Annotated in this window: 25 protein-coding genes; 15 read left to right on the forward strand and 10 right to left on the reverse strand. The window is 71.4% G+C overall.

Annotation, left to right across the window (positions count from 1 at the left end; translation table 11 throughout):
* Positions 1-121 precede the first annotated feature (121 nt).
* The 11 genes from ACIBTU_RS06490 (at position 122) to ACIBTU_RS06540 (ending at position 9,689) form a co-directional block, all read left to right on the forward strand.
* Positions 122-988 carry a Rossmann-like and DUF2520 domain-containing protein gene (locus ACIBTU_RS06490; RefSeq protein WP_399124823.1) on the forward strand — a complete coding sequence of 289 codons (867 nt, stop codon included), beginning with the start codon at positions 122-124 and terminating at the stop codon, positions 986-988.
* On the forward strand, positions 985-1,971 hold the full coding sequence (gene panC / locus ACIBTU_RS06495; RefSeq protein WP_399124773.1) for a pantoate--beta-alanine ligase: 987 nt from the start codon (positions 985-987) through the stop codon (positions 1,969-1,971). Before ACIBTU_RS06490 ends, panC begins: the two co-directional genes overlap by 4 nt.
* Positions 1,968-3,686 (forward strand): L-aspartate oxidase, encoded by a 1,719-nt coding sequence (locus tag ACIBTU_RS06500; protein WP_399124775.1) that lies wholly within the window; start codon positions 1,968-1,970, stop codon positions 3,684-3,686. Before panC ends, ACIBTU_RS06500 begins: the two co-directional genes overlap by 4 nt.
* Positions 3,683-4,666, forward strand: a complete 984-nt coding sequence (gene nadC / locus ACIBTU_RS06505; RefSeq protein ID WP_399124776.1) for a carboxylating nicotinate-nucleotide diphosphorylase — start codon at positions 3,683-3,685, stop codon at positions 4,664-4,666. The genes ACIBTU_RS06500 and nadC overlap by 4 nt, the downstream gene beginning before the upstream one ends.
* A gap of 10 nt (positions 4,667-4,676) precedes the next feature.
* Positions 4,677-5,474, forward strand: a complete 798-nt coding sequence (locus tag ACIBTU_RS06510; RefSeq protein ID WP_399124777.1) for a type III pantothenate kinase — start codon at positions 4,677-4,679, stop codon at positions 5,472-5,474.
* Positions 5,475-5,533: 59 nt separating this feature from the next.
* Positions 5,534-7,078 (forward strand): hypothetical protein, encoded by a 1,545-nt coding sequence (locus ACIBTU_RS06515; RefSeq protein ID WP_399124778.1) that lies wholly within the window; start codon positions 5,534-5,536, stop codon positions 7,076-7,078.
* Positions 7,079-7,182: 104 nt separating this feature from the next.
* Positions 7,183-7,779, forward strand: a complete 597-nt coding sequence (locus tag ACIBTU_RS06520) for a hypothetical protein (RefSeq protein WP_399124779.1) — start codon at positions 7,183-7,185, stop codon at positions 7,777-7,779.
* Positions 7,780-7,793: 14 nt separating this feature from the next.
* Positions 7,794-7,985 carry a hypothetical protein gene (locus ACIBTU_RS06525; protein WP_399124780.1) on the forward strand — a complete coding sequence of 64 codons (192 nt, stop codon included), beginning with the start codon at positions 7,794-7,796 and terminating at the stop codon, positions 7,983-7,985.
* A 155-nt stretch (positions 7,986-8,140) separates the two neighbouring features.
* Positions 8,141-8,545, forward strand: coding sequence for a BlaI/MecI/CopY family transcriptional regulator (locus ACIBTU_RS06530; protein ID WP_188341489.1), 405 nt, complete (start codon positions 8,141-8,143; stop codon positions 8,543-8,545).
* 9 nt (positions 8,546-8,554) lie between these two features.
* Positions 8,555-9,115, forward strand: coding sequence for an amino-acid N-acetyltransferase (locus ACIBTU_RS06535; protein WP_188338294.1), 561 nt, complete (start codon positions 8,555-8,557; stop codon positions 9,113-9,115).
* A 238-nt stretch (positions 9,116-9,353) separates the two neighbouring features.
* Positions 9,354-9,689 (forward strand): Lsr2 family protein, encoded by a 336-nt coding sequence (locus tag ACIBTU_RS06540; RefSeq protein ID WP_188338295.1) that lies wholly within the window; start codon positions 9,354-9,356, stop codon positions 9,687-9,689.
* Here the strand turns inward: ACIBTU_RS06540 and ACIBTU_RS06545 are convergent.
* Positions 9,668-10,318 (reverse strand): SCO3374 family protein, encoded by a 651-nt coding sequence (locus ACIBTU_RS06545; RefSeq protein ID WP_399124782.1) that lies wholly within the window; start codon positions 10,316-10,318, stop codon positions 9,668-9,670. The two genes, ACIBTU_RS06540 and ACIBTU_RS06545, sit on opposite strands and share 22 nt — an antisense overlap.
* Before the next feature lie 430 nt (positions 10,319-10,748).
* Here ACIBTU_RS06545 and ACIBTU_RS06550 point away from each other — a divergent pair, with 430 nt between their 5' ends.
* Entirely contained in the window at positions 10,749-13,277 is a 2,529-nt protein-coding gene (locus ACIBTU_RS06550; RefSeq protein WP_399124783.1) for an ATP-dependent Clp protease ATP-binding subunit, read from the forward strand.
* 84 nt (positions 13,278-13,361) lie between these two features.
* Here the strand turns inward: ACIBTU_RS06550 and ACIBTU_RS06555 are convergent, their stop codons facing one another.
* Positions 13,362-14,000 (reverse strand): HAD family acid phosphatase, encoded by a 639-nt coding sequence (locus ACIBTU_RS06555; RefSeq protein WP_399124784.1) that lies wholly within the window; start codon positions 13,998-14,000, stop codon positions 13,362-13,364.
* Between the two features lie 651 nt (positions 14,001-14,651).
* On the opposite strand from ACIBTU_RS06555, the gene ACIBTU_RS06560 reads away from it, so the two are divergent.
* Positions 14,652-15,332: a M23 family metallopeptidase gene (locus tag ACIBTU_RS06560; protein ID WP_399124824.1), complete on the forward strand. Its 681-nt coding sequence runs from the start codon at positions 14,652-14,654 to the stop codon at positions 15,330-15,332.
* Position 15,333: 1 nt separating this feature from the next.
* Here ACIBTU_RS06560 and ACIBTU_RS06565 read toward each other — a convergent pair whose 3' ends face one another.
* On the reverse strand, positions 15,334-15,915 hold the full coding sequence (locus ACIBTU_RS06565; protein WP_399124785.1) for a TetR/AcrR family transcriptional regulator: 582 nt from the start codon (positions 15,913-15,915) through the stop codon (positions 15,334-15,336).
* A gap of 197 nt (positions 15,916-16,112) precedes the next feature.
* Between ACIBTU_RS06565 and ACIBTU_RS06570 the strand changes: the two genes are divergently transcribed.
* Positions 16,113-17,657, forward strand: coding sequence for an MDR family MFS transporter (locus tag ACIBTU_RS06570; protein ID WP_399124786.1), 1,545 nt, complete (start codon positions 16,113-16,115; stop codon positions 17,655-17,657).
* Positions 17,658-17,857: 200 nt separating this feature from the next.
* On the opposite strand, the gene cseC is transcribed toward ACIBTU_RS06570, so the two are convergent.
* The 6 genes from cseC to ACIBTU_RS06600 form a co-directional block, all read right to left on the reverse strand.
* Positions 17,858-19,222, reverse strand: coding sequence for a two-component system sensor histidine kinase CseC (cseC, locus tag ACIBTU_RS06575; protein ID WP_399124787.1), 1,365 nt, complete (start codon positions 19,220-19,222; stop codon positions 17,858-17,860).
* A 26-nt stretch (positions 19,223-19,248) separates the two neighbouring features.
* Positions 19,249-19,977: a two-component system response regulator CseB gene (gene cseB, locus ACIBTU_RS06580; RefSeq protein WP_399124788.1), complete on the reverse strand. Its 729-nt coding sequence runs from the start codon at positions 19,975-19,977 to the stop codon at positions 19,249-19,251.
* A gap of 24 nt (positions 19,978-20,001) precedes the next feature.
* The gene (locus ACIBTU_RS06585; RefSeq protein WP_399124789.1) at positions 20,002-20,679 is read right to left on the reverse strand and encodes a hypothetical protein; all 678 of its coding nucleotides are present in this window, start codon (positions 20,677-20,679) and stop codon (positions 20,002-20,004) included.
* The gene (locus tag ACIBTU_RS06590; protein WP_188338303.1) at positions 20,667-21,209 is read right to left on the reverse strand and encodes a SigE family RNA polymerase sigma factor; all 543 of its coding nucleotides are present in this window, start codon (positions 21,207-21,209) and stop codon (positions 20,667-20,669) included. The genes ACIBTU_RS06585 and ACIBTU_RS06590 overlap by 13 nt, the downstream gene beginning before the upstream one ends.
* Positions 21,210-21,363: 154 nt before the next feature.
* The gene (locus tag ACIBTU_RS06595) at positions 21,364-22,266 is read right to left on the reverse strand and encodes an A/G-specific adenine glycosylase (RefSeq protein ID WP_399124790.1); all 903 of its coding nucleotides are present in this window, start codon (positions 22,264-22,266) and stop codon (positions 21,364-21,366) included.
* 153 nt (positions 22,267-22,419) lie between these two features.
* Positions 22,420-23,091, reverse strand: a complete 672-nt coding sequence (locus tag ACIBTU_RS06600) for a phosphatase PAP2 family protein (protein ID WP_399124791.1) — start codon at positions 23,089-23,091, stop codon at positions 22,420-22,422.
* Positions 23,092-23,252: 161 nt separating this feature from the next.
* Between ACIBTU_RS06600 and ACIBTU_RS06605 the strand changes: the two genes are divergently transcribed.
* The gene (locus tag ACIBTU_RS06605) at positions 23,253-24,080 is read left to right on the forward strand and encodes a hypothetical protein (protein ID WP_399124792.1); all 828 of its coding nucleotides are present in this window, start codon (positions 23,253-23,255) and stop codon (positions 24,078-24,080) included.
* A gap of 73 nt (positions 24,081-24,153) precedes the next feature.
* Here ACIBTU_RS06605 and disA read toward each other — a convergent pair whose 3' ends face one another.
* The gene (gene disA / locus ACIBTU_RS06610) at positions 24,154-25,278 is read right to left on the reverse strand and encodes a DNA integrity scanning diadenylate cyclase DisA (RefSeq protein ID WP_399124793.1); all 1,125 of its coding nucleotides are present in this window, start codon (positions 25,276-25,278) and stop codon (positions 24,154-24,156) included.

Consider the following 25,278-nt stretch of genomic DNA (forward strand, 5'->3'; position numbering starts at 1 on the left):
TCGTCCGGTACCCCGAGCGGACTGGAACGGAAGGCCTCACCCCGTGATCCCTGCCTCTCCCGAACCCCGATCACCCCGACCCGAACCCACCGATCCCAAGGACCGCCCCGCCCGCCTCACCGTGGGCGTCGTGGGCGCCGGCCGGGTGGGTCCCGCGCTCGCCGCCTCGCTGCAACTGGCCGGGCACCGCCCCGTGGCCGCCTCCGGGGTCTCCGACGCGTCCGTGCGCCGCGCCGCCGCCCTGCTGCCCGACGTGCCCCTCGTGACGCCCGCCGAGGTCCTCGCACGGGCCGAGCTGGTGCTCCTCACCGTCCCGGACGACGCGCTGCCCGACCTCGTCCAGGGCTTCGCCGAGACCGGCGCCGTCCGCCCCGGCCAGCTGATCGTGCACACCTCGGGGCGCTACGGGACCAAGGTGCTCGACCCGCTGCTGCGGGCCGGCGGCCTGCCGCTCGCCCTGCACCCCGCGATGACCTTCACCGGCACCGCCGTCGACGTGCAGCGCCTGGCCGGCTGCTCCTTCGGCGTCACCGCCCCCGAGGAGCTCCGGCTCGCCGCCGAGGCCCTCGTCATCGAGATGGGCGGCGAGCCCGAGTGGATCGCCGAGGAGATGCGCCCGCTCTACCACGCGGCCCTCGCCCTCGGGGCGAACCACCTGGTCACCCTGGTCGCCGAGTCGATGGACCTGCTCCGCGACGCGGGCGTGAGCGCCCCCGACCGGATGCTCGGCCCGCTGCTCGGCGCCGCCCTCGACAACGCCCTGCGCTCCGGCGACGCCGCCCTCACCGGCCCCGTCGCGCGCGGCGACGCGGGCACCGTCGCCGCGCACGTCACCGAGCTGCGCAAGCACGCCCCGGGGACGGTCGCCGGCTATCTCGCGATGGCCCGCGCGACCGCCGACCGCGCCCTCGCGCACGGACTGCTGAAGCCGGAGCTCGCCGAGGACCTGCTGGGTGTCCTCGCGACCGGCGCGGAGGAGACCCGATGAGCACGACCCTGGTCCACGAAGGCGCGGACCTGCGCACCCGGACCCGTACCGGGCAGCGCGTCGTCGTGATGACGATGGGCGCCCTGCACGAGGGCCACGCCACCCTGATCCGCACGGCACGCGAGCGCGCGGGCGAGGACGGCGAGGTCGTCGTCACCGTCTTCGTGAACCCGCTGCAGTTCGGCGCCGGCGAGGACCTCGACCGCTACCCGCGCACCCTGGAAGCCGACCTGAAGATCGCCGAACAGGCGGGCGCGGACCTCGTGTTCGCCCCGTCCGCCGACGAGGTCTACCCGGGCGGCGAACCCCAGGTGCGGATCACCGCCGGCCCCATGGGCGAGCGCCTCGAAGGCGCCGTACGGCCCGGCCACTTCGACGGCATGCTCACCGTCGTCGCCAAGCTGCTCCACCTCACGCGCCCGGACGTCGCCCTGTTCGGCCAGAAGGACGCCCAGCAGCTCGCCCTGATCCGCCGCATGGCCCGCGATCTGAACTTCGACGTCGAGATCGGCGCCGTCCCCACGGTCCGCGAGCCCGACGGCCTGGCCCTCTCCTCCCGCAACCGCTACCTGTCGCCCGACGAGCGCCGCAGCGCACTCGCCCTGTCCCGCGCCCTGTTCGCGGGCCGCGACCGGCACGCCGCGCAGGAGGCGCTGCGCGCGCGGGCCGCCGAGAACCCCAGCACGCGCGCCCGCGCCCGCGCGCTCGACCGCATCGGCGAGTCCCGCGCGGCCGCCGACGCCCACGCCGTCGCCTCGCCGGGCGGCCCGGCCGCCATCCTCGCCGCGGCCCGGCACGTCCTCGACGAGGCCGCCAGGGCGCGGCCCCCGGTCGAGCTCGACTACATCGCCCTCGTCGACCCGTCCGACTTCACGGACGTCGCCGACGGCTTCGAGGGCGAGGCCGTCCTCGCGCTCGCCGCCCGCGTGGGCACCACCCGGCTGATCGACAACCTGCCTCTGACGTTCGGAGCCCGCCCATGAACGCCTTCTCAGGAACCGGCATACGGCTGCACGCACCCGCCCCGGGCTGGTCCGTCGAGGCCGACGTCGTGGTCGTCGGCTCCGGCGTGGCCGGCCTGACCGCCGCCCTGCGCTGCGAGGCGGCGGGCCTGCGCACCGTCGTCGTCACCAAGGCCCGCCTCGACGACGGCTCCACCCGCTGGGCCCAGGGCGGCGTCGCGGCGGCCCTCGGCGACGGCGACACCCCGGAGCAGCACCTCGACGACACCCTCGTCGCGGGCGTGGGCCTGTGCGACGAGCGGGCGGTACGCACCCTGGTCACCGAGGGCCCCGGCGCCGTACGCCGCCTCATCGCGACCGGCGCCCACTTCGACGAGACCGACGGCGAGCTCCAGCTGACCCGCGAGGGCGGCCACCACCGCCGCCGCATCGCCCACGCGGGCGGCGACGCGACGGGCGCCGAGATCTCCCGCGCCCTCGTCGACGCCGTCCGCACGCGCGGCATCCGCACGGTGGAGAACGCGCTGGTCCTGGACCTCCTCACCGACGCCGAGGGCCGCACGGCCGGTGTCACCCTGCACGTGATGGGCGAGGGCCAGCACGACGGCGTCGGCGCCGTCCTCGCCCCGGCCGTCGTCCTCGCGACCGGCGGCATGGGCCAGGTCTTCTCCGCGACGACCAACCCGCACGTGTCCACCGGCGACGGTGTCGCGCTCGCCCTGCGCGCGGGCGCCGAGGTCAGCGACCTGGAGTTCGTCCAGTTCCACCCGACCGTGCTCTTCCTGGGCAAGGGCGCCGAGGGCCAGCAGCCGCTCGTCTCCGAGGCCGTACGCGGCGAGGGCGCGCACCTCGTCGACGCGGACGGCGTGCGCTTCATGGTGGGCCAGCACGAGCTCGCCGAGCTGGCGCCCCGCGACATCGTCGCCAAGGGCATCACGCGCCGCATGCAGGAGCACGGCACCGACCACATGTACCTGGACGCCCGGCACTTCGGCGCGGACATGTGGGAGCAGCGCTTCCCCACGATCCTGGCCGCCTGCCGCGCCCACGGCATCGACCCGGTCACCGAGCCGATCCCGATCGCCCCGGCCGCGCACTACGCCTCCGGCGGCGTCCGCACCGACCTGCACGGCCGCACCACCATCCCCGGCCTGTACGCGTGCGGCGAGGTCGCCTGCACCGGCGTCCACGGGGCGAACCGGCTGGCGTCCAACTCCCTCCTGGAGGGCCTGGTCTACGCCGAGCGGATCGCGGACGACATCCAGGAGCGGGCCGCCGGGGAGGGCCTCCGCGCGCGCGTGCCGGTGCCCGTGCCGCAGCCCGCGACGCCGGAGCACCCGCTGATGCCGCCCGAGGCCCGGTTCACCATCCAGCGCGTGATGACGCAGGGCGCCGGAGTGCTGCGCTCCGCCGACTCGCTCGCCGAGGCCGCCGCCCAGCTCGGCCGGTTGCACGCGGAGGCGGCCAGCGCCCTCGCCGAGAACGGCAAGACGTCGGAGCCCGGCGTCGACACCTGGGAGGCCACCAACCTCCTGTGCGTGGCCCGCGTCCTGGTCGCCGCCGCCCGCCGCCGCGAGGAGACCCGCGGCTGCCACTGGCGCGAGGACCACGCGGACCGGGACGACATCAACTGGCGGCGCCACATCGTCGTACGCCTCAACCCGGACCGCACTCTGGCCACGCACACCACTCAGACCGCAGACTTCCCCGCAACGGCAAACCCTCAGGAGCAGTGACCGACGTGAGCGCCACCCCCGACCTCCCCCTGGCGAACGCCTGTGGCGACAGCTGCGGCTGCGCGCAGGAAGGCGCCGACGACGCGATGGAGTGCGGCCTCGACCCGTCGCTCGCCCAGCTCCTGGCCGACGCGGGCCTCGACCCCGTGGAGGTCGAGGACATCGCCCACATGGCGATCGCCGAGGACCTCGCCGGCGGCGTCGACGTCACCACCGTCGCCACCATCCCCGAAGAGGCCGTCGCCACCGCCGACTTCACCGCCCGCGAGGACGGGGTCGTGGCCGGCCTGCGGATCGCCGAGGCCGTCATCTCCGTGGTCGCCACCGACGAGTTCGAGGTCGAGCGGCACGCCGAGGACGGCGACCGGGTCACCGCCGGACAGAAGCTCCTGTCGGTCACCACCCGCACCCGAGACCTGCTCACCGCCGAGCGCAGCGCGCTCAACATCGCGTGCCGCCTGTCCGGCATCGCCACCGCCACGCGCGCGTGGGCGGACGCCCTGGAGGGCACGAAGGCGAAGGTCCGCGACACCCGCAAGACGACGCCCGGCCTGCGCTCCCTGGAGAAGTACGCGGTCCGCATGGGCGGCGGCGTCAACCACCGCATGTCCCTGTCGGACGCGGCCCTGGTCAAGGACAACCACGTGGTCGCCGCCGGCGGCGTCGCGCAGGCCTTCCAGGCCGTCCGCGAGGCCTTCCCCGGCCTGGCCATCGAGGTCGAGGTCGACACCCTGCACCAGCTGCGCGAGGTCCTGGACGCGGGCGCCGACCTGATCCTCCTGGACAACCTCACGCCCCTGGAGACCGAGGAGGCCGTCGCGCTCACCGCGGGCCGCGCCCTCCTGGAGTCCTCGGGCCGCCTCACGCTGGAGAACGCGGCGGCGTACGCGCGGACCGGCGTCGACTTCCTCGCCGTCGGCGCGCTCACCCACTCCTCGCCGACCTTCGACATCGGCCTCGACCTGCGCGAAGCGAAGTGATCACGCCGCCATGCTGCTGACCATCGACGTGGGCAACACCCACACCGTCCTCGGCCTGTTCGACGGCGAGGAGATCGTCGAGCACTGGCGCATCTCCACGGACGCCCGCCGCACCGCCGACGAACTCGCCGTCCTGCTGCAGGGCCTGATGGGCATGCACCCGCTGCTCGGCGACGAACTCGGCGACGGCATCGACGGCATCGCCATCTGCGCCACCGTCCCCTCGGTCCTGCACGAACTGCGCGAGGTCACCCGCCGCTACTACGGCGACGTGCCTGCCGTCCTGGTCGAACCGGGCGTCAAGACCGGTGTCCCGATCCTCATGGACAACCCCAAGGAGGTCGGCGCCGACCGCATCATCAACGCGGTCGCGGCCGTCGAGCTCTACGGCGGCCCCGCGATCGTCGTCGACTTCGGCACGGCGACGACGTTCGACGCGGTGTCCGCCCGCGGCGAGTACGTGGGCGGCGTCATCGCCCCCGGCATCGAGATCTCCGTCGAGGCCCTCGGCGTACGCGGCGCGCAGCTGCGCAAGATCGAACTGGCCCGGCCGCGCAGCGTCATCGGCAAGAACACCGTCGAGGCCATGCAGTCCGGCATCGTCTACGGCTTCGCGGGCCAGGTCGACGGCGTCGTGAACCGGATGGCGCGCGAGCTGGCCCAGGACCCGGACGACGTCACGGTCATCGCCACCGGCGGCCTCGCGCCCATGGTGCTCGGCGAGGCCTCGGCCATCGACGAGCACGAGCCGTGGCTGACCCTCATCGGCCTGCGCCTCGTCTACGAGCGCAACGTCTCGCGCACCTGAGCGCGGCGCCACGACTCAGCGGCTCAGCGGCACCACAACTCAACCGGGGGACCGAACGCGTGACCGTCATACGTAGCACCGCCACCCGTGCGGCCGCCCTGGCCCTGCTGTTCACGGCGGCCCTGTTCGGTGCCTCGGCTGCCCCGGCGCGGGCCGCCGAGGCGGCCGTCGAACTGCACGTGCCGGAGCACGCGTACCTCACGAAGCGCGGCGTCGGCCCGACCGGCGGCTACCGGATCTGGCTCGACCCGAGCCCCGGCGGCGGCCTCGCCGCCCGGACCGGCGTTCAGCTGAAGGTCGACGCCTCGGACCTGGCGGGCACCGCCCGGCTGCGCACCCGGCGCGAGTGCGGCGACCACACCTGGACGACGCAGCCGTTCACCTGCGACCTGGGCACCCTCACGCGCGGGAAGCGCAACTACCCCGACGCCCTCTACATCGAGGCCGCGCCGGGCGCCCGCGCGGGCGCCCACGGCACGATCCGCTACACGTTCAGCGCACCCGGCAGCGCCGACGCCACCTTCGAGACGGAGGTGTGGATCGGCGGCGCCGACCTGCGCGAGCGTGTGGAGAAGCCGCGCCGGGACCTCACCGCGGGCGGCGACTTCACGTTCACCCCGCGCGTGCGCAACGAGGGCCGCGTCCCGGCGCACGGCTTCGGCGTGGAGTTCAGCAGCCCGCGCCTGAACTTCCGTACGAAGTACAGCAATTGCTGGTACGCGGACACCCGCTTCGCCTACTGCTGGTTCGACCGGACACTGGACCCGGGCCGCTCCTACGCGTTCGCGTCCCCGATCACGGTCGGGGTGCCCGGGGAGACGGTCAACAGCTCGTTCCAGTACAACGCCTACCTGTCGGGCCTGACCGGCAACGGCGAGGACCTCGCGAACGCGTACACCACGGACGCCGTCCCGGGCCTGAAGCGCGGCAAGGGACCGGAACTGACGGTCCGCGCGGTCGCCGGCGGGGCGTCCGGCTACAACGGCGAGTACGACCTGGGCGAGACCAAGGTCAGCACGACGCAGACGGCCGACCTGAAGGCCGGCGCGGGCGAGCTCGCGGGCCGCACCGGCACCACCACCGACGTCACGTTCTCGCTGCGCAACACGGGCCCCGGCCGGGTCTACGGCGCGTACATGGAGATCACCCCGCCCGAGGGCACCTCCGTCGTCGAGCCGACCCCGCCGCCGGACCCGGACAACGAGCTCGAGTGGCAGTGGGAGTGCTCGCGCCAGAGCCGCGGCGCGTACGCGTGCTCGCCGGACCATCCGCTGGAGCCCGGTGAGAACTGGGAGACGACGCTGAAGTTCAAGCTCGACCAGCGGGTGCGCGACGCCGAGGGCCGCCTCGCCCTCAAGCAGGGCAGCACGCGCCCGGCGAAGGACCCGCACCCGGGCGACAACGCGGTGCCGATCGTCACGAAGATCACCGGCGGTCCCCTCGTGGAGCCCCGCGGGAAGCCCGCAGCCGAGACGGCGAAGGCCGCCTCCGACGGGGGCGGCCCCGGCGGGCCCGTGCTCGCGGCGGGCGCCGGCGCGCTGGTGGTCGCCGCCGGGCTCGGCGCCCTGTGGGTACGACGGATCAAGGCGCGGCGCCGCCCGTGACGGCCGTTCGCCGCGTCTCCTCCGCCCCCTCCGCCCCGTCCTGCCCGCCGCGCCAGCGAACGGGAATTCATTAACTTTGTCTGATTAGACCGTATTGTCGCGGCATGCCCACGCCCTACGGAAACCGCGGCGGTATGGCGTTCGGTGCTGAAGAGCTGCGTGTGCTCCGACGCGCCCTCGCCCTCGCCCTCCATCCCACCCCCGCCTCGGACGAGGACGTCCGGGACTGTCTCCGGCTCGCCGAGTCCGTCGACGAGGCCGCGCGCGAGAGCGCCCGCCTGCGGGCCTTCCTGCTCGCGGACCTCGACCGCTACCGGGCCGCCCTCCCCGGGACCGTCACGGGCTATCTGAGCCTCCTGACGGACGCCCTGGAGGTCGGCCACAAGCCCGGCGCCGACGACCTCGCCGCCCTGCGCGCCCTGCGCGGCAACCCGAAGGCCGCGGCCCTGCTCGACCGCTGCCGCGCCGTCGCCGAACAGGGCGTACGGGACCGGCTCGAGGCCCGGCAGCGCCCGCGCGTCCCCGCCTCCCGCGCCCGGCTGCTCGCCCTGCCCGGCGGGCTCTCCGGCGCGGGCCAGGAACCCGCCAAGCCGAAGCCGGCCACCCCGCAGCGCCCGGTGCCGACCCCGGGCGAGGTCTTCCCGCCCAAGCGGCGCCCGGCCCAGCCCCCGGCCCCGTCGCAGCACCTCGTCGCGGGCTAGCTACCCTGGGGGGCATGGACTACGTCTCCGCTCTCGTGCCCCCGGTAGTGATGGCCGTGTTCTTCATCGCGCTCATCACGGTCATCGTGAAGTCGCAGGGCGGCGACAAGAAGGCCAAGGAGGACTCCGCGGTCGACGCGATCCTCGGCCGCGTCGAGGTCACCCTCGGCGGCAAGGAGAGCAAGGGGTCGGGCGACTCCGACTGAGTACCGCCCGAAGGCTCCGCCCGAGAGTTCCACCGGCACACAGCACGGCCCGACAGGGGCGCCCCGACGGGCGCCCCTTTCTCGTGGCACCAGTTCCGCCGACACCCGTCATGTCCCAGGGCGCATTCCGGTCTTCTCCCACTATTGTGCTGTTCGTGCCGCGCCCCCTGGGAGAACTCGAAGACGCAGTGATGACACGGGTGTGGAAGTGGAACCGCCCGGTGACCGTGCGAGAAGTGCTGGAGGATCTCCAGCAGGAACGGTCGATCGCGTACACGACGGTCATGACCGTTCTGGACAATCTCCACCAGAAGGGCTGGGTGCGCCGCGAGGCGGAAGGCCGGGCCTATCGATATGAGGCCGTCTCCACCCGCGCCGCCTACTCGGCCGCCCTCATGAACGAGGCCTGGAGTCAGAGCGACAACCCGGCGGCGGCCCTCGTCGCCTTCTTCGGCATGATGTCGCCGGAGCAGCGGGAAGCGCTCCGGGACGCCATGCGCATCGTTCAGCCCGAAGTCCGCCCGGGACCCGGGGAAGCGGACGGCGAGCCCGGGCGATAGCGTCCGCTCATGGCACCAGAGCTCCCCGAAGTCGAGACCGGCGGCGAATCCGCCCCTAAAGCCATCACGGTACGCAGGGCCCGCACCGCCGATGTCCCGGCGGTGCGCCGACTGCTCGACGCCTACAGCCGCCAGGGGATCCTGCTCGACAAAGCCACCGTCACGCTTTACGAGGACATCCAGGAGTTCTGGGTCGCGGAACGTGACGACAACGCCGAGGTGGTCGGCTGCGGCGCGCTCCACATCATGTGGGAAGACCTCGCGGAAGTGCGCACCCTCGCGGTGAATCCTCAGGTCAAGGGCGCCGGTGTGGGGCACCAGGTACTGGAGAAGCTGCTGCAGACCGCGCGCTGGATCGGTGTTCGCCGCGTTTTCTGCCTCACCTTCGAAGTCGAGTTCTTCGCGAAGCACGGCTTCGTGGAGATCGGTGAGACTCCCGTAGATACCGTCGACACCGATGTCTACAGTGAGCTCCTGCGTTCCTATGACGAGGGCGTCGCGGAGTTCCTCGGTCTCGAACGAGTGAAACCGAACACCCTGGGCAACAGCCGGATGCTTCTGCATCTGTGATCATCGCTGTTCGGTATTCAGTGCAGCCGTACACGGCGCTTCACTATGTCTGAATGTCCGTTACGCGCATGTTCCCGGCTGTGCTGGGCAGCGTATCCCGGCCAGGGGTTTGTGTTTTTCGGGCAAAAGCGGTTTGCTTTCCGACGTACTGCAGTAGTGCTTATAACAAGGGGACGGCGATACAGCGGCCGCGGTCGCAGGGGGGCCGGCCCTTCAGATTTCGATGAAAGGAAATCCGGTGGCACAGAAGGTTCAGGTCCTTCTTGTCGATGACCTCGACGGCGGCGAGGCGGACGAGACCGTGACGTTCGCGCTCGACGGCAAGACCTACGAGATCGACCTCACCACCGCCAACGCGGACAAGCTCCGCGGTCTGCTCGACCCGTACCTCAAGGGCGGCCGCCGCACCGGGGGTCGTGCCGCGAGCGGTCGGGGCAAGGCCCGCGCCGCGTCGGGTGGCAACCAGGACACCGCGGCCATCCGCGCCTGGGCCAAGGAGAACGGCCACGAGGTCAACGACCGCGGCCGCGTTCCGCAGAAGGTCCGTGAGGCCTACGAGAAGGCCAACGGCTGAGCCGTCGGTCCCGACCGTGCACGACGCAGCCGGGCCCGGTGGCAGTGAGTCGCCGCCGTGTCCACGAGTCGTACGAGATCGGGGGCGCCCCCACCGCCCCCCACGACCGACCCGGCCGGACAGGCCGCCAACGTCGTCAGAGCCGGGAGCACCGGTTCCGCCTCGCGCCCGGGCTCGGGGGGCCGCACCCACACCGCGGCCTCCTGCGTGCCGGACCACCCCGGGGGCGTCGGCGCGGCCATGAAGCCGCCCGCCCCGACGGCCACGAGATCCAGGGGCAGCGCCCCCCACTCCAGCCAGTCGAGCAGCCCCGGCAGTTCGTCCGCGGCGCCCGCCGCGACCAGCAGCTGCATCGTCTCCCCGTGCACGGCCACCGGCGAGCGGGGATCGAGCCGGCGCAGCATCGCGAACCCGGCGTCGGCCGGCACCTCCAGGACGTCGAACCGCAGCCCCGTGCGCAGCCGTACGCCTTCGGGCCCGGATACGGCGGCCCAGCCCAGCTCGTCCTCGTACCAGCGCCGCACCAGGTCCTGGCGGACCCGCATCGGGCGGCGCGGGACCGGGACCGTGGTGCGCGGCGACGTGCTTCCCGACGTGCTGTGCGACGTGCTTCGCGGCGAGGGAACCATGCCAGGAGAAACCGTGCGGAGCCGTTTCGGGTTACGCATCGTGCCGATCCGGACGCGGAACGTGGCCGCCGAAGGGCGCGTGAGGCGTGGCGAGTGGCGCAAGGGTGTTCGCCCGTAGCGGAGGGAACCGGCGTGCGCCGCATGGAGTGTCAGTCCCTGCGGGTAAGACATCCCTAGTGGGAGGGGCGACACGCACCGGTCGGGCGGCTCGCGTTCGCCATCGGCGTAGTGATGGTGAGGGTATCTGCCTGGCCTGCGGGAACATCGTCTCGCACCATCGGGTTGGAGCAGATGTCGGCGTTCGGGGCAGGAGGCCATGAACGGGTGTCGGCAGTTGGAATGAGCGGTCCCCGCTTGCGGGACTAAGCTGCGGAAGGACAGGGAGGGGACAGCCCCCTTACTGCCTGACCGCTCTGAGGAGCGATTAACGATGTTCGAGAGGTTCACCGACCGCGCGCGGCGGGTTGTCGTCCTGGCTCAGGAAGAAGCCCGGATGCTCAACCACAACTACATCGGCACCGAGCACATTCTCCTGGGCCTGATCCACGAGGGTGAGGGTGTCGCCGCTAAGGCCCTGGAGAGCCTCGGGATTTCGCTCGAGGCGGTCCGCCAGCAGGTGGAGGAGATCATCGGTCAGGGCCAGCAGGCCCCGTCCGGGCACATTCCCTTCACCCCCCGTGCCAAGAAGGTCCTGGAGCTGTCGCTCCGCGAGGCCCTTCAGCTGGGCCACAACTACATCGGCACGGAGCACATCCTGCTCGGCCTGATCCGTGAGGGCGAGGGCGTCGCCGCCCAGGTCCTGGTCAAGCTGGGCGCAGACCTCAACCGGGTGCGGCAGCAGGTCATCCAGCTGCTCTCCGGCTACCAGGGCAAGGAGACCGCCACCGCGGGCGGCCCTGCCGAGGGCACCCCCTCGACGTCCCTGGTCCTCGACCAGTTCGGCCGCAACCTGACGCAGGCCGCTCGTGAGTCCAAGCTCGACCCGGTCATCGGGCGCGAGAAGGAGATCGAGCGCGTGATGCAGGTCCTGTCGCGCCGCACCAAGAACAACCCGGTCCTGATCGGTGAGCCCGGCGTCGGCAAGACCGCCGTCGTCGAGGGCCTCGCGCAGGCCATCGTCAAGGGCGAGGTGCCCGAGACCCTCAAGGACAAGCACCTCTACACCCTCGACCTGGGCGCGCTGGTCGCCGGCTCCCGCTACCGCGGTGACTTCGAGGAGCGCCTGAAGAAGGTCCTCAAGGAGATCCGCACCCGCGGCGACATCATCCTGTTCATCGACGAGCTCCACACGCTGGTCGGTGCGGGTGCCGCCGAGGGCGCCATCGACGCCGCCTCGATCCTCAAGCCGATGCTGGCCCGCGGTGAGCTCCAGACCATCGGTGCCACCACGCTCGACGAGTACCGCAAGCACCTGGAGAAGGACGCCGCGCTCGAGCGCCGCTTCCAGCCCATCCAGGTCGCCGAGCCGTCGCTGCCGCACACCATCGAGATCCTCAAGGGTCTGCGCGACCGGTACGAGGCCCACCACCGCGTCTCCATCACGGACGAGGCCCTCGTCCAGGCCGCGACGCTGGCCGACCGGTACATCTCGGACCGCTTCCTGCCGGACAAGGCGATCGACCTGATCGACGAGGCCGGCTCCCGGATGCGCATCCGCCGGATGACCGCGCCGCCGGACCTCCGCGAGTTCGACGAGAAGATCGCGGACGTGCGCCGCGACAAGGAGTCCGCGATCGACTCGCAGGACTTCGAGAAGGCCGCCTCGCTGCGCGACAAGGAGAAGCAGCTCCTCGCCGCCAAGGCCAAGCGCGAGAAGGAGTGGAAGGCCGGCGACATGGACGTCGTCGCGGAGGTCGACGGCGATCTGATCGCCGAGGTCCTCGCGACCGCCACCGGCATCCCGGTCTTCAAGCTGACCGAGGAGGAGTCCTCGCGTCTGCTGCGCATGGAGGACGAGCTCCACAAGCGCGTCATCGGCCAGAAGGACGCCGTCAAGGCGCTCTCGAAGGCGATCCGCCGTACCCGCGCCGGTCTGAAGGACCCGAAGCGTCCGGGTGGCTCGTTCATCTTCGCCGGCCCGTCCGGTGTCGGTAAGACCGAGCTGTCCAAGGCGCTCGCCGAGTTCCTCTTCGGCGACGAGGACGCGCTGATCTCCCTCGACATGTCGGAGTTCAGCGAGAAGCACACCGTCTCGCGTCTCTTCGGTTCGCCCCCCGGCTACGTGGGCTACGAGGAGGGCGGCCAGCTCACCGAGAAGGTGCGCCGCAAGCCGTTCTCCGTCGTCCTCTTCGACGAGGTCGAGAAGGCCCACCCGGACATCTTCAACTCGCTGCTCCAGATCCTGGAGGACGGTCGCCTGACCGACTCCCAGGGCCGCGTCGTGGACTTCAAGAACACGGTCATCATCATGACGACCAACCTTGGAACCCGTGACATCTCGAAGGGCTTCAACCTGGGCTTCGCGGCCCAGGGCGACACGAAGACCAACTACGAGCGCATGAAGAACAAGGTCTCGGACGAGCTCAAGCAGCACTTCCGCCCCGAGTTCCTCAACCGCGTCGACGACGTGGTCGTCTTCCCGCAGCTCACTCAGGAGGACATCCTCGCGATCGTCGACCTGATGATCGGCAAGGTGGACGAGCGCCTCAAGGACCGGGACATGGGCATCGAGCTCTCCCAGTCCGCCAAGGAGCTCCTCTCCAAGAAGGGCTACGACCCGGTGCTGGGCGCGCGTCCGCTGCGTCGCACGATCCAGCGCGAGGTCGAGGACACCCTCTCGGAGAAGATCCTCTTCGGCGAGCTGCGCCCCGGCCACATCGTGGTCGTCGACACGGAGGGCGAGGGCGAGAGCAAGACCTTCACCTTCCGCGGTGAGGAGAAGTCGGCGCTGCCCGACGTCCCGCCGATCGAGCAGGCGGCCGGCGGCGGTGCCGGACCGAACCTGAGCAAGGAGGCGTAAGCCTCCGGCCTCAGCAGGCCATGACGTGAGGGGCCGGTGCTCTTGATGAGCACCGGCCCCTCACGCTTTTCTGCGCCGTACGGGTTACGAGAGCTGGCCGTCGTAGTCCGGGAGCTTGTACGTGCGCTCCGCGTGCCCGCCGGTCAGGTCCGTGGTGTTGTTGCCGACGTTCGCGATGATCGTGTAGCCCTTCGCCTCGATCGCGGCGCGCTGGGCCGTCTTGTAGTCGGCGACGTCCTTGAAGAGGTCGACGAAGCCGCGGACGTACAGTCCGTCGACCTCGTAGCCGACGTGCTTGAGGTTGTAGTCCGTGACGCCCTTGATGATCCCGGGGCGGGCCGTCACGAAGAACATCGCGACGCCGTGCTCCCGGGCGTACTCGGCGAGGGCGAGGACCGGCTTGTTCGCGGGCGCCGGGTAGTGGAAGCCGTAGTCCGACTCCAGGGTGGTGTTGTCGATGTCGAACACCATGGCCTGCTTCTCGCCGGGGCGGGAGTGCGCGATGCGGTCCTTCAGGTAGGGCAGGGCCTGGTCGGCGACGGCCTGGCAGTCGCGCTGCCAGGTCGCGTAGTCGACGTCGCCGGTCGTGGTCGCCGTGGCGGCCGCCGTGTCTGTTGTCGTGGCCGTAGCGGCCTGGGCCGGCATCGCCAGGGTGAGCACGGCGGTCGCCGAGATGCCTATGACGGAGGCTCGGCGGGTCCAGGTGCGGTGCGGGGGCGTCATGTGCGGGGGGTTCCTCTCACGTCCGGTCACGCTGAAGTTGTCGCGTGCATGCTTGTCGGCGAGGGTGGCGCGAGAGGAACCGTAGGGTTACCGGTGGGTAGTGTCCAGGGTTTGCGCACCGACAGTAGGGACACCGTGCCTGTCGGGCAGGGGAGTTGAGGGCGCCGGAGAGGCGTGGATCTGTAGCCCCGGTCACAACCGGGGGTCTCTCGATCTTGCGCCCCGGTGACATGCCGCACAGGCGTTTTGTCCGGTACTAGGCGGAATAGTGGACCGGGCGGAGGGGTGGGTCGTCGTTACGCGCCTGATGGGTTCTGGTGATTTGTCCGTTTTGAGGTTTGGGTGAGGGTGGGGGCCCCGAGAGGCCGTGCCGCACGGCCGCGAAGTGGGCGTAAACCCGCGATCGAGGGATAAATCCGGCAGGGGATGAATCGGGCGTGAGGGGCGTCAAGGGGTATACCGGCCGGGGCTCCGGTACGAGCTTTCGTAGTAGATGAGGCTTTTGGGCGGAGCCGGGGAGTCGGGTTACCAAGGGATGGCCGACCCGGTGACACGAGGACGTGTGCCGGGTCCCTTCATGCCCGTCGGGCCCGTCCCGGGCCGGTGGGCGGCAGGACCCGAATGTCCCCGAAGCTCGAAGAGGTCTCCCGCATGTCGCAGCGCATCACGTCCCTCCGTCCCGGCACGTCGGTCTTCCGCAAGCGCGCCGCTGTCGTGGCCGCCGGTCTCGGAATGTCCGCCGTTCTGGGCAGCGGGGCCGCGCTCGCCGCCGGTGCCCCCCAGGCGGGCGGCGCCCCGGCGACCACCACCGCCACCGTCGTGAAGGCGCAGGCCGCCGCTCAGGCCAAGGCCGCCTCCACCACGAAGGCCAAGGCCGCCTCCGTGAAGCAGGCCGCCGCCAAGAAGGCCGCCTCCTGGATCGACCCGGTCAGCAAGTACACGCTCTCCGCCGGCTACGCCCAGGGCGGCAGCATGTGGTCCACCGGCAAGCACTCCGGCCAGGACTTCGCCGTGCCGATCGGCACCAACGTGAAGGCCGTGCACAGCGGCACCGTCGTCAAGACCGGCGGCAACGGCGCCGGTGACGGTCCGGCGTACGGCAACGCCATCGTGATCAAGCACTCCAACGGCACGTACTCCCAGTACGCGCACCTGTCCCGGATCGACGTCCGCGTCGGCCAGACCGTCTCCACGGGCCAGCACATCGCCCTGTCCGGCAACACCGGCAACTCCAGCGGCCCGCACCTGCACTTCGAGATCCGCACCACGCCGAACTACGGCTCGGCCGTGAACCCCGTCGCGTTCCTCAACAAGCAGGGCGTGCGCGTCTGATTCAGCCTCCGTGCTGGTGGGCCTGAACGATCAGGCCCGTGGCGACCTCGAGGACGGCCTTGCGCCGCTCCTCGGGGTCGCTCTCGTCGTCCTGGAGGACGAACATCCCGGCGTGCATCGAGAACAGCGCGCTGATGCAGCGGACCCGGTCGGTCAGCGAGGCGTCCTCGGGCGGCAGGTAGGCGATCAGCTCCTGCATCCGGGACTTGAAGTTCTCGCCGATGCTCAGCTCGCGCAGCGTCGCCTGGTTCTCGTGCATGAAGCGGAAGAGCGGGGCCGCCCCGACCAGCGCGAGGCTGTAACGGGTCAGGATCTCGCGCTTCGTCTCCAGGGTCGGCGGCTGCTCCTTCGCCCACGCGATCAGGTCGTCGATCGGCGTCATCAGGTCCGTGAACAGGCTGACGACGATGTCTTCCTTGGTCTTGAAGTGGTAGTAGAGCGCCGCCTTCGTGACGCCGAGCCGCTCGGAGATCTCCCGCAGGGACGTCTTCTCGTATCCCTGCTCCGCGATGAGCTCCAGGGTCACGTCCTGAATGCGCTGGCGGGTGTTCCCGCGGCGCGGCTTGCTGCTGCCCGTGACCATCGGCCGGCTGCCTCTCTCGTCCCCCTGGCGTCCTCTTGGGAGAAAACTTACTTGACGCCCGGCTAGTAGTCGCTCTACTTTCCCCATTGTAAGCAACTAGCCGGGCGACAAGTAAGTCCCGTCTCACCGCACGACGTTTCTCAGCACGACGTTTCTCAGTACGACGTCTCTCAGCTCGACCCGGGGGAGTGGGGATCATGGCCGAAGCAGCTATACGAGACCAGGAGCAGGTGAAGGAGCAGGCGAAGCAGCCGCGCAGTGTGCGCGTCGTGCTCATGGCGCTGATGATCGCCATGCTGCTCGCCATGCTCGACAACATGATCGTCGGCACCGCGATGCCGACGATCGTCGGCGATCTCGGCGGCCTCGAGCACCTCTCCTGGGTGGTCACCGCCTACACGCTCGCCACCGCCGCCTCCACCCCGATCTGGGGCAAGCTCGGCGACATGTACGGCAGGAAGGGCGCCTTCCTGACCTCCATCGTGATCTTCCTGATCGGCTCCGCGACCAGCGGCATGGCCCAGGACATGAGCCAGCTCATCGCCTTCCGCGCCGTCCAGGGCCTGGGTGCCGGCGGTCTGATGGTCGGCGTCATGGCGATCATCGGCGACCTGATCCCGCCCCGGGAACGCGGCAAGTACCAGGGCATGATGGCCGGCGTCATGGCGCTCGCCATGATCGGCGGACCGCTCGTCGGCGGCACCATCACCGACCACCTCGGCTGGCGCTGGGCCTTCTACATCAACCTGCCGATCGGCGCGGTCGCCCTCGTCATGATCACCGCGGTGCTGCACCTCCCGAAGAAGCGCTCCTCCGGAAAGATCGACTATCTGGGCGCGGCGCTCCTCACCGTCGGCATCACCGCGATCGTCCTCGTCACCACCTGGGGCGGCTCCGAGTACGCCTGGGGCTCCGCCGTGATCATGGAGCTCATCGGCATCGGCGTCGCCTCGCTCGTCGGCTTCGTCTTCTCGCAGACCAAGGCCGCCGAACCGATCATGCCGCTGCACATCTTCCGCAGCCGCAACTTCACGCTGATGTCCGTCATCGGCTTCATCACCGGCTTCGTGATGTTCGGCGCGGTGCTCTTCCTGCCGCTCTACCAGCAGTCTGTGCAGGGCGCGTCCGCGACCAACTCCGGGCTCCTGCTCCTGCCGATGCTGCTCTCGATGATGGTCGTCTCGCTGATCGCGGGCCGGGTCACGACGAACACCGGCAAGTACAAGGTCTTCCCGATCGTCGGCGGCGTGCTCATGATCGCCGGGCTCTTCCTCCTTGCCCAGATGGACACGGAGACCTCCCGGCTCACCTCCGGGCTCTACATGGCGGTGCTCGGCGCCGGCATGGGCTGCCTCATGCAGATCACGATGCTCGTCGCGCAGAACAGCGTCGAGCTGAAGGACATGGGCGTCGCGTCCTCCTCCACCACGCTGTTCCGCACGCTCGGCTCCTCGTTCGGTGTCGCTGTCATGGGCGCGATCTTCAACGACCGCGTCAAGCACGTCATGGCGGAGCGGGCGGGGGAGCTGGGCGGGAAGGCGCTCGGTGCGGGTACGCAGCTCAATGCCGAGGGGATCGCGAAGCTTCCGGCTCCGGTGCGCGATGCGTATCAGTTCGCTGTGTCGTCCGGTACGCATTCGGCGTTCCTGCTGGGGGCCGTGATCGCTGTGGGGGCGTTGGTCGCGGCGTTCTTCGTACGCGAGGTCGCGCTGCGGGGGGCTGCGCCGGCGCCGCGGGACTGAGCTCGGGGCGGCTTTCGGGTTCGTCGCCGGGTGCCGCCTCGGTGGGGCTTCTCGCGCAGTTCCCCGCGCCCCTGAAATGCAGACCCTTCGGGTCGCATTTCCCCGATGAAGGCTGCGCGCAGCGCATGCTTCAGGGGCGCGGGGAACTGCGCGACCGGCCCCCACCGGACCGGCACCCGGCCACGAGACCGGCGGACCCCCTACGGGAGCCGGACCATAGGGAAGCTGCCCGTGTTCGTCGGGGCATGTTCGGGGAGCCAGAGCACGGCCACGGCTCCATCGGCCGGCGTCCCGGGCGGAGCCCCCGGCGCGCGGACGTTGCGGAATGTCAGCCGGGCGCCCAGCACTCGGGCCTGACCGGCGGCGATGGTCAGGCCGAGCCCATGACCGTGCCCCGCGCGATGCGCGGCCCCCGTACGGAAGCGGCTCGGGCCCTCCTCCAGGAGGTCCTCGGGGAAGCCGGGCCCGTGGTCGCGGACCCGGACCACCCGCCCCTCCACACTGACCTCGATCGGCGGCCGCGCGTGCTTCGCCGCGTTGGCCAGCAGGTTGAACAGGATGCGCTCCAGCCGGCGCGGGTCCGTCGTCACCTCCGACTCGTGCACGACATCGACCCGTATGCCGTCGCCGCCCCGCGCCGCGACCCGCCGGCTGACGAACTCGCCGAGCGTGATGTCCTGCAGCTCGGCCCGCTCCGCCGCACTGTCGAGGCGGGCCACCTCGAGCACGTCCTCCACGAGCGTGCGCATCGCCTGAGCCCGGTCCTTGACCAGCTCGCTGGGGCGCCCGGCCGGCAGCAGCTCGGCCGCCGTCAGCAGACCCGTGACCGGCGTGCGCAGCTCGTGCGCGATGTCCGCGGTGACCCGGCGCTCGGCCTCCAGCCGCTGTCTGAGCGCGTCCGCCATCGCGTCCACGGCCTGCGCCAGATCATCGGTCTCGTCCCGGACGACCCCGCCGATCGCGTCCCGCACCCGCACGTCCGCCCGGCCCTGCGCCACGTCCCGGGCGGCGCCCGCCGCCTTGCGCAGCCGGCGCGACATCTGACCGCCGATCAGCACCCCGAGCGCACTGCCCCCGAACACGACACAGATCGCGCCGATGATCAGCGCCTGGTCCAGGTCCTTCATGACGTCGGTGCTGCGATCGGTGAAACGGGAGTGCACGGAGAGGAGGTCGCCGTTGCCGAGCGGGACCGCGGCCCAGATGTCCGGGACTCCGCCGGCCGACTCGGAGACGTAGGTGGCGCGGCGCCCCGACAGGGCCTTGATCCGCAGCTCGCGCGGCAGCGACGGGTCGTTGACCTCGAAGCCGACCGGCAGATTGCCGCCGCGCGCCGCGTACTGGCGCTGTACGAACTGGATCCGCTCGTCCTGCACGTCCCGCGCGTTGTCCAGCATCGAGACGCGGGCCGCGTTGTGCACCACCAGGCTCAGGGCCACCGCGACGAGCGCGCCGACCAGCGCGATCGCGACGCTGATCTTCCAGCGCACCCCGGTGTGCAGCCCCTGCCGCAGCCGCCGCGGCAGCAGCCCCCGCAACCGGGCGCCCAAGGCTGTCCCCCTCATATGTGCTTCCTCATCAGCCGGGCCGGTCAGGCCTTGAGCTTGTAGCCGAAGCCGCGGACCGTCTCGATGCGGTCCTGGCCGATCTTCGTGCGCAGTCGCTGGACGTGGACGTCGACGACGCGGGTGTCACCGCCCCAGCCGTAGTCCCACACCCGCTCCAGGAGTTTGTCGCGGGAGAGCACGGTGCCGGGCGCGGAGGAGAACTCGAGCAGCAGCCGCATCTCGGTCGGCGTCAGCCCCACCGGCTTCCCGTCCCGGCGCACCTCCATGCCCTCCGTGTCGATCTCCAGATCGCCGAAGCGCAGCACGCCCCCGTCGGTCCCCACGGGCTCGGCGGCCGCCCCCGCGGTCGCCGCGGCCGGTCCGCCCGCGTGCCCGAAGCGGCGCAGCACGGCCCGGATCCGGGCCACGAGCACGGCCCCGTCGAACGGCTTGGTCACGTAGTCGTCGGCGCCGGCCTCCAGACCGAGCACCACGTCGATCGAGTCGGCCCGCGCGGACAGCATGATCACCGGCACGGTCGACTCGTCGCGGATCCGCCGGCACAGCGAGACGCCGTCGATGCCCGGCACCATGACGTCGAGCAGCGCGATGTCCGGCCGGTCGGCGCGGAACGCCTCCAGGCCCGCCAGCCCGTCCGGCATGGCCGTGACCACGAAGCCGTCCCGCTCCAGGGCGAGCTGGGTGGCCTCGCGGATCACGTCGTCGTCCTCGACGAACAGCACGTGGGTCTGCTCACCCTTGCGCTCGCCCATGTGGTCTCCCATCCTCGGCCGTGCTCAGCCGGCGTCGTCCGTGGCGGCCGGAGCGGGGGATTCCCCGCCCACCGCGTGGCTGTAGTCGTTGTGAATACGCCCCTGTTGGGCGAAGCGGTCCCCGTCCCACCGGTACGTGACGACCTCTTCGCCCGAGGGTGAGGCGACCGAGTCGCCCTTCTCGTACACCTGCTTGGTGACCACGAGATCACCCCGGTCGATCTCCGCGTAGACCGGGGGCTCCTCGGCCTGGAACACGTTCCGATACGTGCCGTCCTCGTCGCGGTACACGTACGTGCCGATCCCGACCGCGTCTCCGCAGGTCATCACATTCACCACGACATCGTTCGCGGGCCCGCCGGTCAGCGTTCCGTAACTCACGTCGACGGGGTACTCGTCGGCCACACAGGGCTTCAGATCGCGCTTGATGTCGGCGCTGACCTTCGGATCGCCCTTCACCAGCCGCACCGCGTTCACCGTCTTCGGCGTCGCGGAGGGGGCGGGGCTGCCGGCCGGTGACGGCACGGCCGAGGCGACCGGGGCGGTCCTGGCGGGTCCCTCGTCCCGGGCACCCGTGCCACCGGCCGAACACCCGACGAGCAGAGCGGCCAAAAGCCCGAGGGCGGCGAACCCGGCGACCACCGGACTCCCCGCCTTCAGTACTTCGACGCTCCGAGAGGCACGTATGCCTAGGCCGCGCAACGCTCCCGCTCCTCCCGTTCGAGCGCGCGGGCGTCCAGGTCGCGGCTCTCCAGCTCCTCGCGGAGCCGGGCGAGCGCCCGGTGCAGCGTGCTCTTCACGGTTCCGGCCGACATGCCGAGCGCGGCGGCCGTCTCCTCTGTGGACATCTGCTCCCAGTGTCGCAGCACCACGACACTGCGCTGCTTCGGAGCCAGCACCTTCATGACGTCCATCAGCAGGGCGCGGTCGGCGTGCTGCTCGGTCGAGTCGTCCACGACCGACTCGGGCAGCTGCTCGGTCGGCACCTCTTCGAGCTTGCGCGCCCGCCACCACTCGGTCCGCGTGTTGATCATGACGCGGCGCAGGTAGGCGTCGGCCAGCCGCTTGTCGGCTATGCCGTCCCACCGCCCGTACGTCCGCACGAGCGCGGTCTGCAGCAGGTCCTGGGCGTCGACCGGGTCCGGCACCAGGCGCCGGGCGCTGCGCAGCAGAGCGTCCTGCCGCGTCCTGACGTACTCCTCGAACTCGAGCACCTCACCGCCGTGCGACATGAGCAACCGCCTCCCGATTCCTGCCCGTTCCCCGTCGGCCGCACCGGTCGTGTGCGGCTTCGGAGAAGAAGCTACGGAGGTGTTGTCACGGCGTTGTCCGTTCCAGCCTTCGACAAACGCACGGCTGCCCGTCGGTTGTGTAACGGACCCGGAGTCAGCTCGCCGGAAGCCGGTACAGACCGCCCGCGAGCGGCTCGACGAGCCCGTCGTCGACCAGCCCGTCCAGCGCACGCGCCCGCTGCACCGGCTCGTCCCAGACCCGGTCGAGCGCGGCCTGCGGCACCGGCCCGGTGGCGTCCCGGAGCACGGCGAGCAGCTTGCCCCGCACCTGACGGTCCGTCCCCGCGTACGTCTGGCCGCGCCGCGGCGGGCCCTCGTGCGCGGGCTTGCCGGCGAGCCGCCACGCGCACATGGCGGCGATCGGGCACCGGTGGCACTCCTCGCTCTTCGCCGTGCACACCAGCGCGCCCAGCTCCATCGAGGCGGCGGCCCAGCTCGCGGCGGTCGCGTCCTGCTCCGGCAGCAGCGTCCGGGCGAGCTTGCGCTCGGCGGCCGTCGTGGCGTTCGGCGGGTACTGGACGCCGGTCACGGCGCGCGCGAAGACCCGCCGCACGTTCGTGTCCAGGACGGCGTGACGCTGCCCGTACGCGAACGAGGCGACGGCGGCGGCCGTGTACTCGCCGATGCCCGGCAGGGCGAGCAGCTGGGCGTGCCCGGTGGGTACGTCCCCGCCGTGGCGCTCCGTTATGGCCACGGCGGCGCCGTGCAGGCGCAGGGCGCGGCGGGGATAGCCGAGCCGTCCCCACGCGCGGACGGCCTCGCCGGGGGCCTCCTTGGCGAGATCGGCCGGCCGGGGCCAGCGGGTGAGCCACTGCTCGTACACGGGCAGCACGCGGTTCACCGGGGTCTGCTGGAGCATGAACTCGCTGACCATCACGCCCCACGGGCCGGCGGTGGAGCGGCGCCAGGGCAGGTCACGGGCGTGTTCGGTGAACCAGTCGATGACCGGTCCGTGCAGGTCTGAGCGATCGCTGGGGGTCTTCGTGGGCGCAGTCATGGCACTCCCGATCCTGCCACGCGCGCCGAGCCCGAACCCCCGCCTCCCCGCCCCCACGCCGCCCCGACCGCCCATTTGCCACCAGGCGCCGGTGCGCGGACCCTCTCCTGACGCACCCGCACCCCGCCTCCCGGCACCCCGCCCCCGTAAACCTCAGCGCCGGTGTGCCCCGCGTCCCGGCCCGGAGCCCGAGCCGTACGCCGCGCCGGCCTCGGCGGTCCCGTTCCCCGGGCCCGCGAACCAGCGCACGAGTCCGATCCCCGATCCCCGCATGGTCATCGCCACCCGCGCCCCCGGCCGCGCGCACAGGCCGACCACGAGGAACGCGACCAGGGTGCCGAGCAGCAGTCCGGCCGCGACGTCGTGCGGGTAGTGCACGCCGACGAACACCCGGGAGAACGCCATGAGGATCGCCATCGGGACCGTCAGCCAGCCGATCTTCGGCCACGCGAGCGCGAGCCCGACGGCCGCGGCGGCGCCGATCGTCGAGTGGTTGCTCGGGAAGGACCAGTCCCCGTAGGCCGGGCAGTCGATCAGGGCGGGCAGCGCCCCGGCGACCGCGCGGCAGGGCCGCTCCTCGTCGATCCCCGATTTGATCAACTCGCTGGCCACGTACGCCACGGCGGTGCCCAGCGGCGCGAGCACGGCCACGGCGAGGGCCCGGGGATCGCCCCGGCGGGCGCGCCACCAGGCGGCGACGAAGAGCACGGCGAACAGCAGCAGACCGATCTCGGTCCACAACTCCATCAGGTCCTGGAACCAGGACGGAGTGTCGTGGGCGAATTCGGTGATGTCGCGATAGAGATCGGAGTCGATGGTTCCCATGGCCACGGACAGTACGCAACTCCCGGAGCCGTCACATCAGGCGGTGGTCGGGTGGGACCCCTGCCGGAAGACAGGGGGCATGATGATGATCCTGAAAACTTGGGGGCCTGGGCGGCGGGTGGGCGCCGGACAACGGCCCGATCTCTCGTAAGGTTTGAGCCGTGGGATCTCTGCGCAATCCGATCGGGCCGCTTCCCTCCTCCATCTACTGGCGCCGGAGGGTCGTTCTGGTGTCCCTCGTGGCACTCCTCGCGCTGCTGGGCGTATGGGTCGTCAACTTCGGCGGGGGTACGGGGAACAAGGGCGCCGGCGGCACCGACGGCAAGCACCCGACCGAGTCGATCACGCCCGGCCCCTCCGGCACGGGCCCCGCGATCAGCCAACACCCCGGCGGCCGCGACGAGTCGGGCTCCGGCTCCGGCGGCGCGGGGGACGGCGGCGCGGGCGACGGTGGTTCGAGTGACGGCGGTTCGGGCGACGGGTCCGACTCCGGTGGCTCGGGCGGGAGTTCCGACGGCGCGGGCTCCGGGTCCGGCGGCGGCGGGGCGACCTCGGGCGACCGGGTGCCGGCCGGGTCCAGCCTGCCGGACTGCACCGCGGGCAGTGTGACGCTCTCCGTGCGCAGCGTCCGCAACTCCTACGGCCCCGACGACAAGCCCGAGCTGGTCGTCACCGTCAAGAGCACCGCCGACAAGGCCTGCAAGGTCGATCTCGGCCCGCGCACGGCGGTCCTGACGATCACGAAGGCGGACGACGACAAGAAGACCTTCTGGTCCTCCGAGGACTGCCCGGCCGGTGCGGGCACGCTGCTGCTCCGCGTCCCGGCGGGCGGCAAGGTCAGCCACACCGTGAACTGGGACAAGCGGCCCAGCGCCCCGCAGTGCGCGACGCCCTCGGCCGGTTCCGCGACGCCCGGCACCTACCTCGTCGAGGTCAAGGGTGCGCAACTGTCGGGCGATCAGACGTCCTTCGTCCTCAAGGCCGACTGACCGGCAGGACGCAGAGAGCAGAGAGGGGCGGGGCCGACTCGGCCCCGCCCCTCTCTCACGTCACTCCGCGGAGCTACACGTACCGCTCCAGGATCGAGGACTCCGCCAGCCGGGAGAGCCCCTCGCGCACGCTGCGCGCCCGGGCCTCGCCGACACCGTCGACCGTCTGGAGGTCGTCCACGCTCGCCGCGAGCAGCTTCTGCAGCCCGCCGAAGTGCTCCACGAGCCGGTCGATGATCGCGCCGGGCAGGCGCGGCACCTTCGCCAGGAGCCGGAAGCCGCGCGGCGACACCGCCGAGTCCAGCGCCTCCGGCGAGCCCGTGTACCCCAGGGCGCGGGCCACGATGGGCAGTTCGAGCAGCTCGCCGTGGTGCAGGGAGTCCAGCTCGGCCAGCGCCTCCTCGACCGTGCGGGACCGCTTGGCCGTCGGGGCCGGCACGTAGTCCCGTACGACGAGCTCGCGCTCGGGCTCGACACCCGCGATCAGCTCGTCGAGCTGCAGTGCGAGCAGGCGGCCGTCCGTGCCCAACTCCACGACGTACTCGGCGATCTCGGTCGCGATCCGGCGCACCATCTCCAGGCGCTGGGCGACCGCCGTCACGTCCCGGACCGTCACCAGGTCCTCGATCTCCAGCGCGGAGAGCGTGCCGGCGACCTCGTCGAGGCGGAGCTTGTAGCGCTCCAGCGTCGCGAGGGCCTGGTTGGCGCGGGACAGGATCGCCGCCGAGTCCTCCAGGACCCGGCGCTGACCGTCCACGTAGAGCGCGATCAGGCGCATCGACTGGGAGACCGAGACGACCGGGAAGCCGACCTGCTTGCTGACCCGGTCCGCCGTGCGGTGCCGGGTGCCGGTCTCCTCCGTCGGGATCGTCGGATCCGGGACCAGCTGCACACCGGCCCGCAGGATCTTGTCCAGGTTCGAGGAGAGCACGATGCCGCCGTCGAGCTTGCACAGCTCGCGCAGTCGCGTCGCCGAGAACTCGACATCGAGGACGAATCCACCCGTACACATCGATTCGACCGTCTTGTCCGAACCGAGGACGATGAGACCGCCGGTGTTGCCACGGAGGATGCGCTCCAGGCCGTCACGCAGGCCGGTGCCGGGTGCCACGGCGCTCAGCGACGCGCGCATGAGGCCGTCCACACCGGAACTCCCGCCGGACTTGCCGGGAGCTGCCGCCCGGTCGTTGGCTGCCAC

Source organism: Streptomyces sp. NPDC050145 (genome assembly GCF_044460245.1).
Classification (GTDB): Bacteria; Actinomycetota; Actinomycetes; order Streptomycetales; family Streptomycetaceae; genus Streptomyces.

Coding starts and splice junctions, on each gene's coding strand:
- panC (WP_399124773.1), top strand. CDS start 985: ATGAGCACGACCCTGGTCCACGAAGGCGCGGACCTGCGCACCCGGACC.
- ACIBTU_RS06500 (WP_399124775.1), top strand. CDS start 1,968: ATGAACGCCTTCTCAGGAACCGGCATACGGCTGCACGCACCCGCCCCG.
- ACIBTU_RS06510 (WP_399124777.1), top strand. CDS start 4,677: ATGCTGCTGACCATCGACGTGGGCAACACCCACACCGTCCTCGGCCTG.
- ACIBTU_RS06520 (WP_399124779.1), top strand. CDS start 7,183: ATGCCCACGCCCTACGGAAACCGCGGCGGTATGGCGTTCGGTGCTGAA.
- ACIBTU_RS06525 (WP_399124780.1), top strand. CDS start 7,794: ATGGACTACGTCTCCGCTCTCGTGCCCCCGGTAGTGATGGCCGTGTTC.
- ACIBTU_RS06535 (WP_188338294.1), top strand. CDS start 8,555: ATGGCACCAGAGCTCCCCGAAGTCGAGACCGGCGGCGAATCCGCCCCT.
- ACIBTU_RS06545 (WP_399124782.1), bottom strand. CDS start 10,318: ATGGTTCCCTCGCCGCGAAGCACGTCGCACAGCACGTCGGGAAGCACG.
- ACIBTU_RS06550 (WP_399124783.1), top strand. CDS start 10,749: ATGTTCGAGAGGTTCACCGACCGCGCGCGGCGGGTTGTCGTCCTGGCT.
- ACIBTU_RS06555 (WP_399124784.1), bottom strand. CDS start 14,000: ATGACGCCCCCGCACCGCACCTGGACCCGCCGAGCCTCCGTCATAGGC.
- ACIBTU_RS06560 (WP_399124824.1), top strand. CDS start 14,652: ATGTCGCAGCGCATCACGTCCCTCCGTCCCGGCACGTCGGTCTTCCGC.
- ACIBTU_RS06565 (WP_399124785.1), bottom strand. CDS start 15,915: ATGGTCACGGGCAGCAGCAAGCCGCGCCGCGGGAACACCCGCCAGCGC.
- ACIBTU_RS06570 (WP_399124786.1), top strand. CDS start 16,113: ATGGCCGAAGCAGCTATACGAGACCAGGAGCAGGTGAAGGAGCAGGCG.
- cseC (WP_399124787.1), bottom strand. CDS start 19,222: ATGAGGGGGACAGCCTTGGGCGCCCGGTTGCGGGGGCTGCTGCCGCGG.
- cseB (WP_399124788.1), bottom strand. CDS start 19,977: ATGGGCGAGCGCAAGGGTGAGCAGACCCACGTGCTGTTCGTCGAGGAC.
- ACIBTU_RS06590 (WP_188338303.1), bottom strand. CDS start 21,209: ATGTCGCACGGCGGTGAGGTGCTCGAGTTCGAGGAGTACGTCAGGACG.
- ACIBTU_RS06595 (WP_399124790.1), bottom strand. CDS start 22,266: ATGACTGCGCCCACGAAGACCCCCAGCGATCGCTCAGACCTGCACGGA.
- ACIBTU_RS06600 (WP_399124791.1), bottom strand. CDS start 23,091: ATGGGAACCATCGACTCCGATCTCTATCGCGACATCACCGAATTCGCC.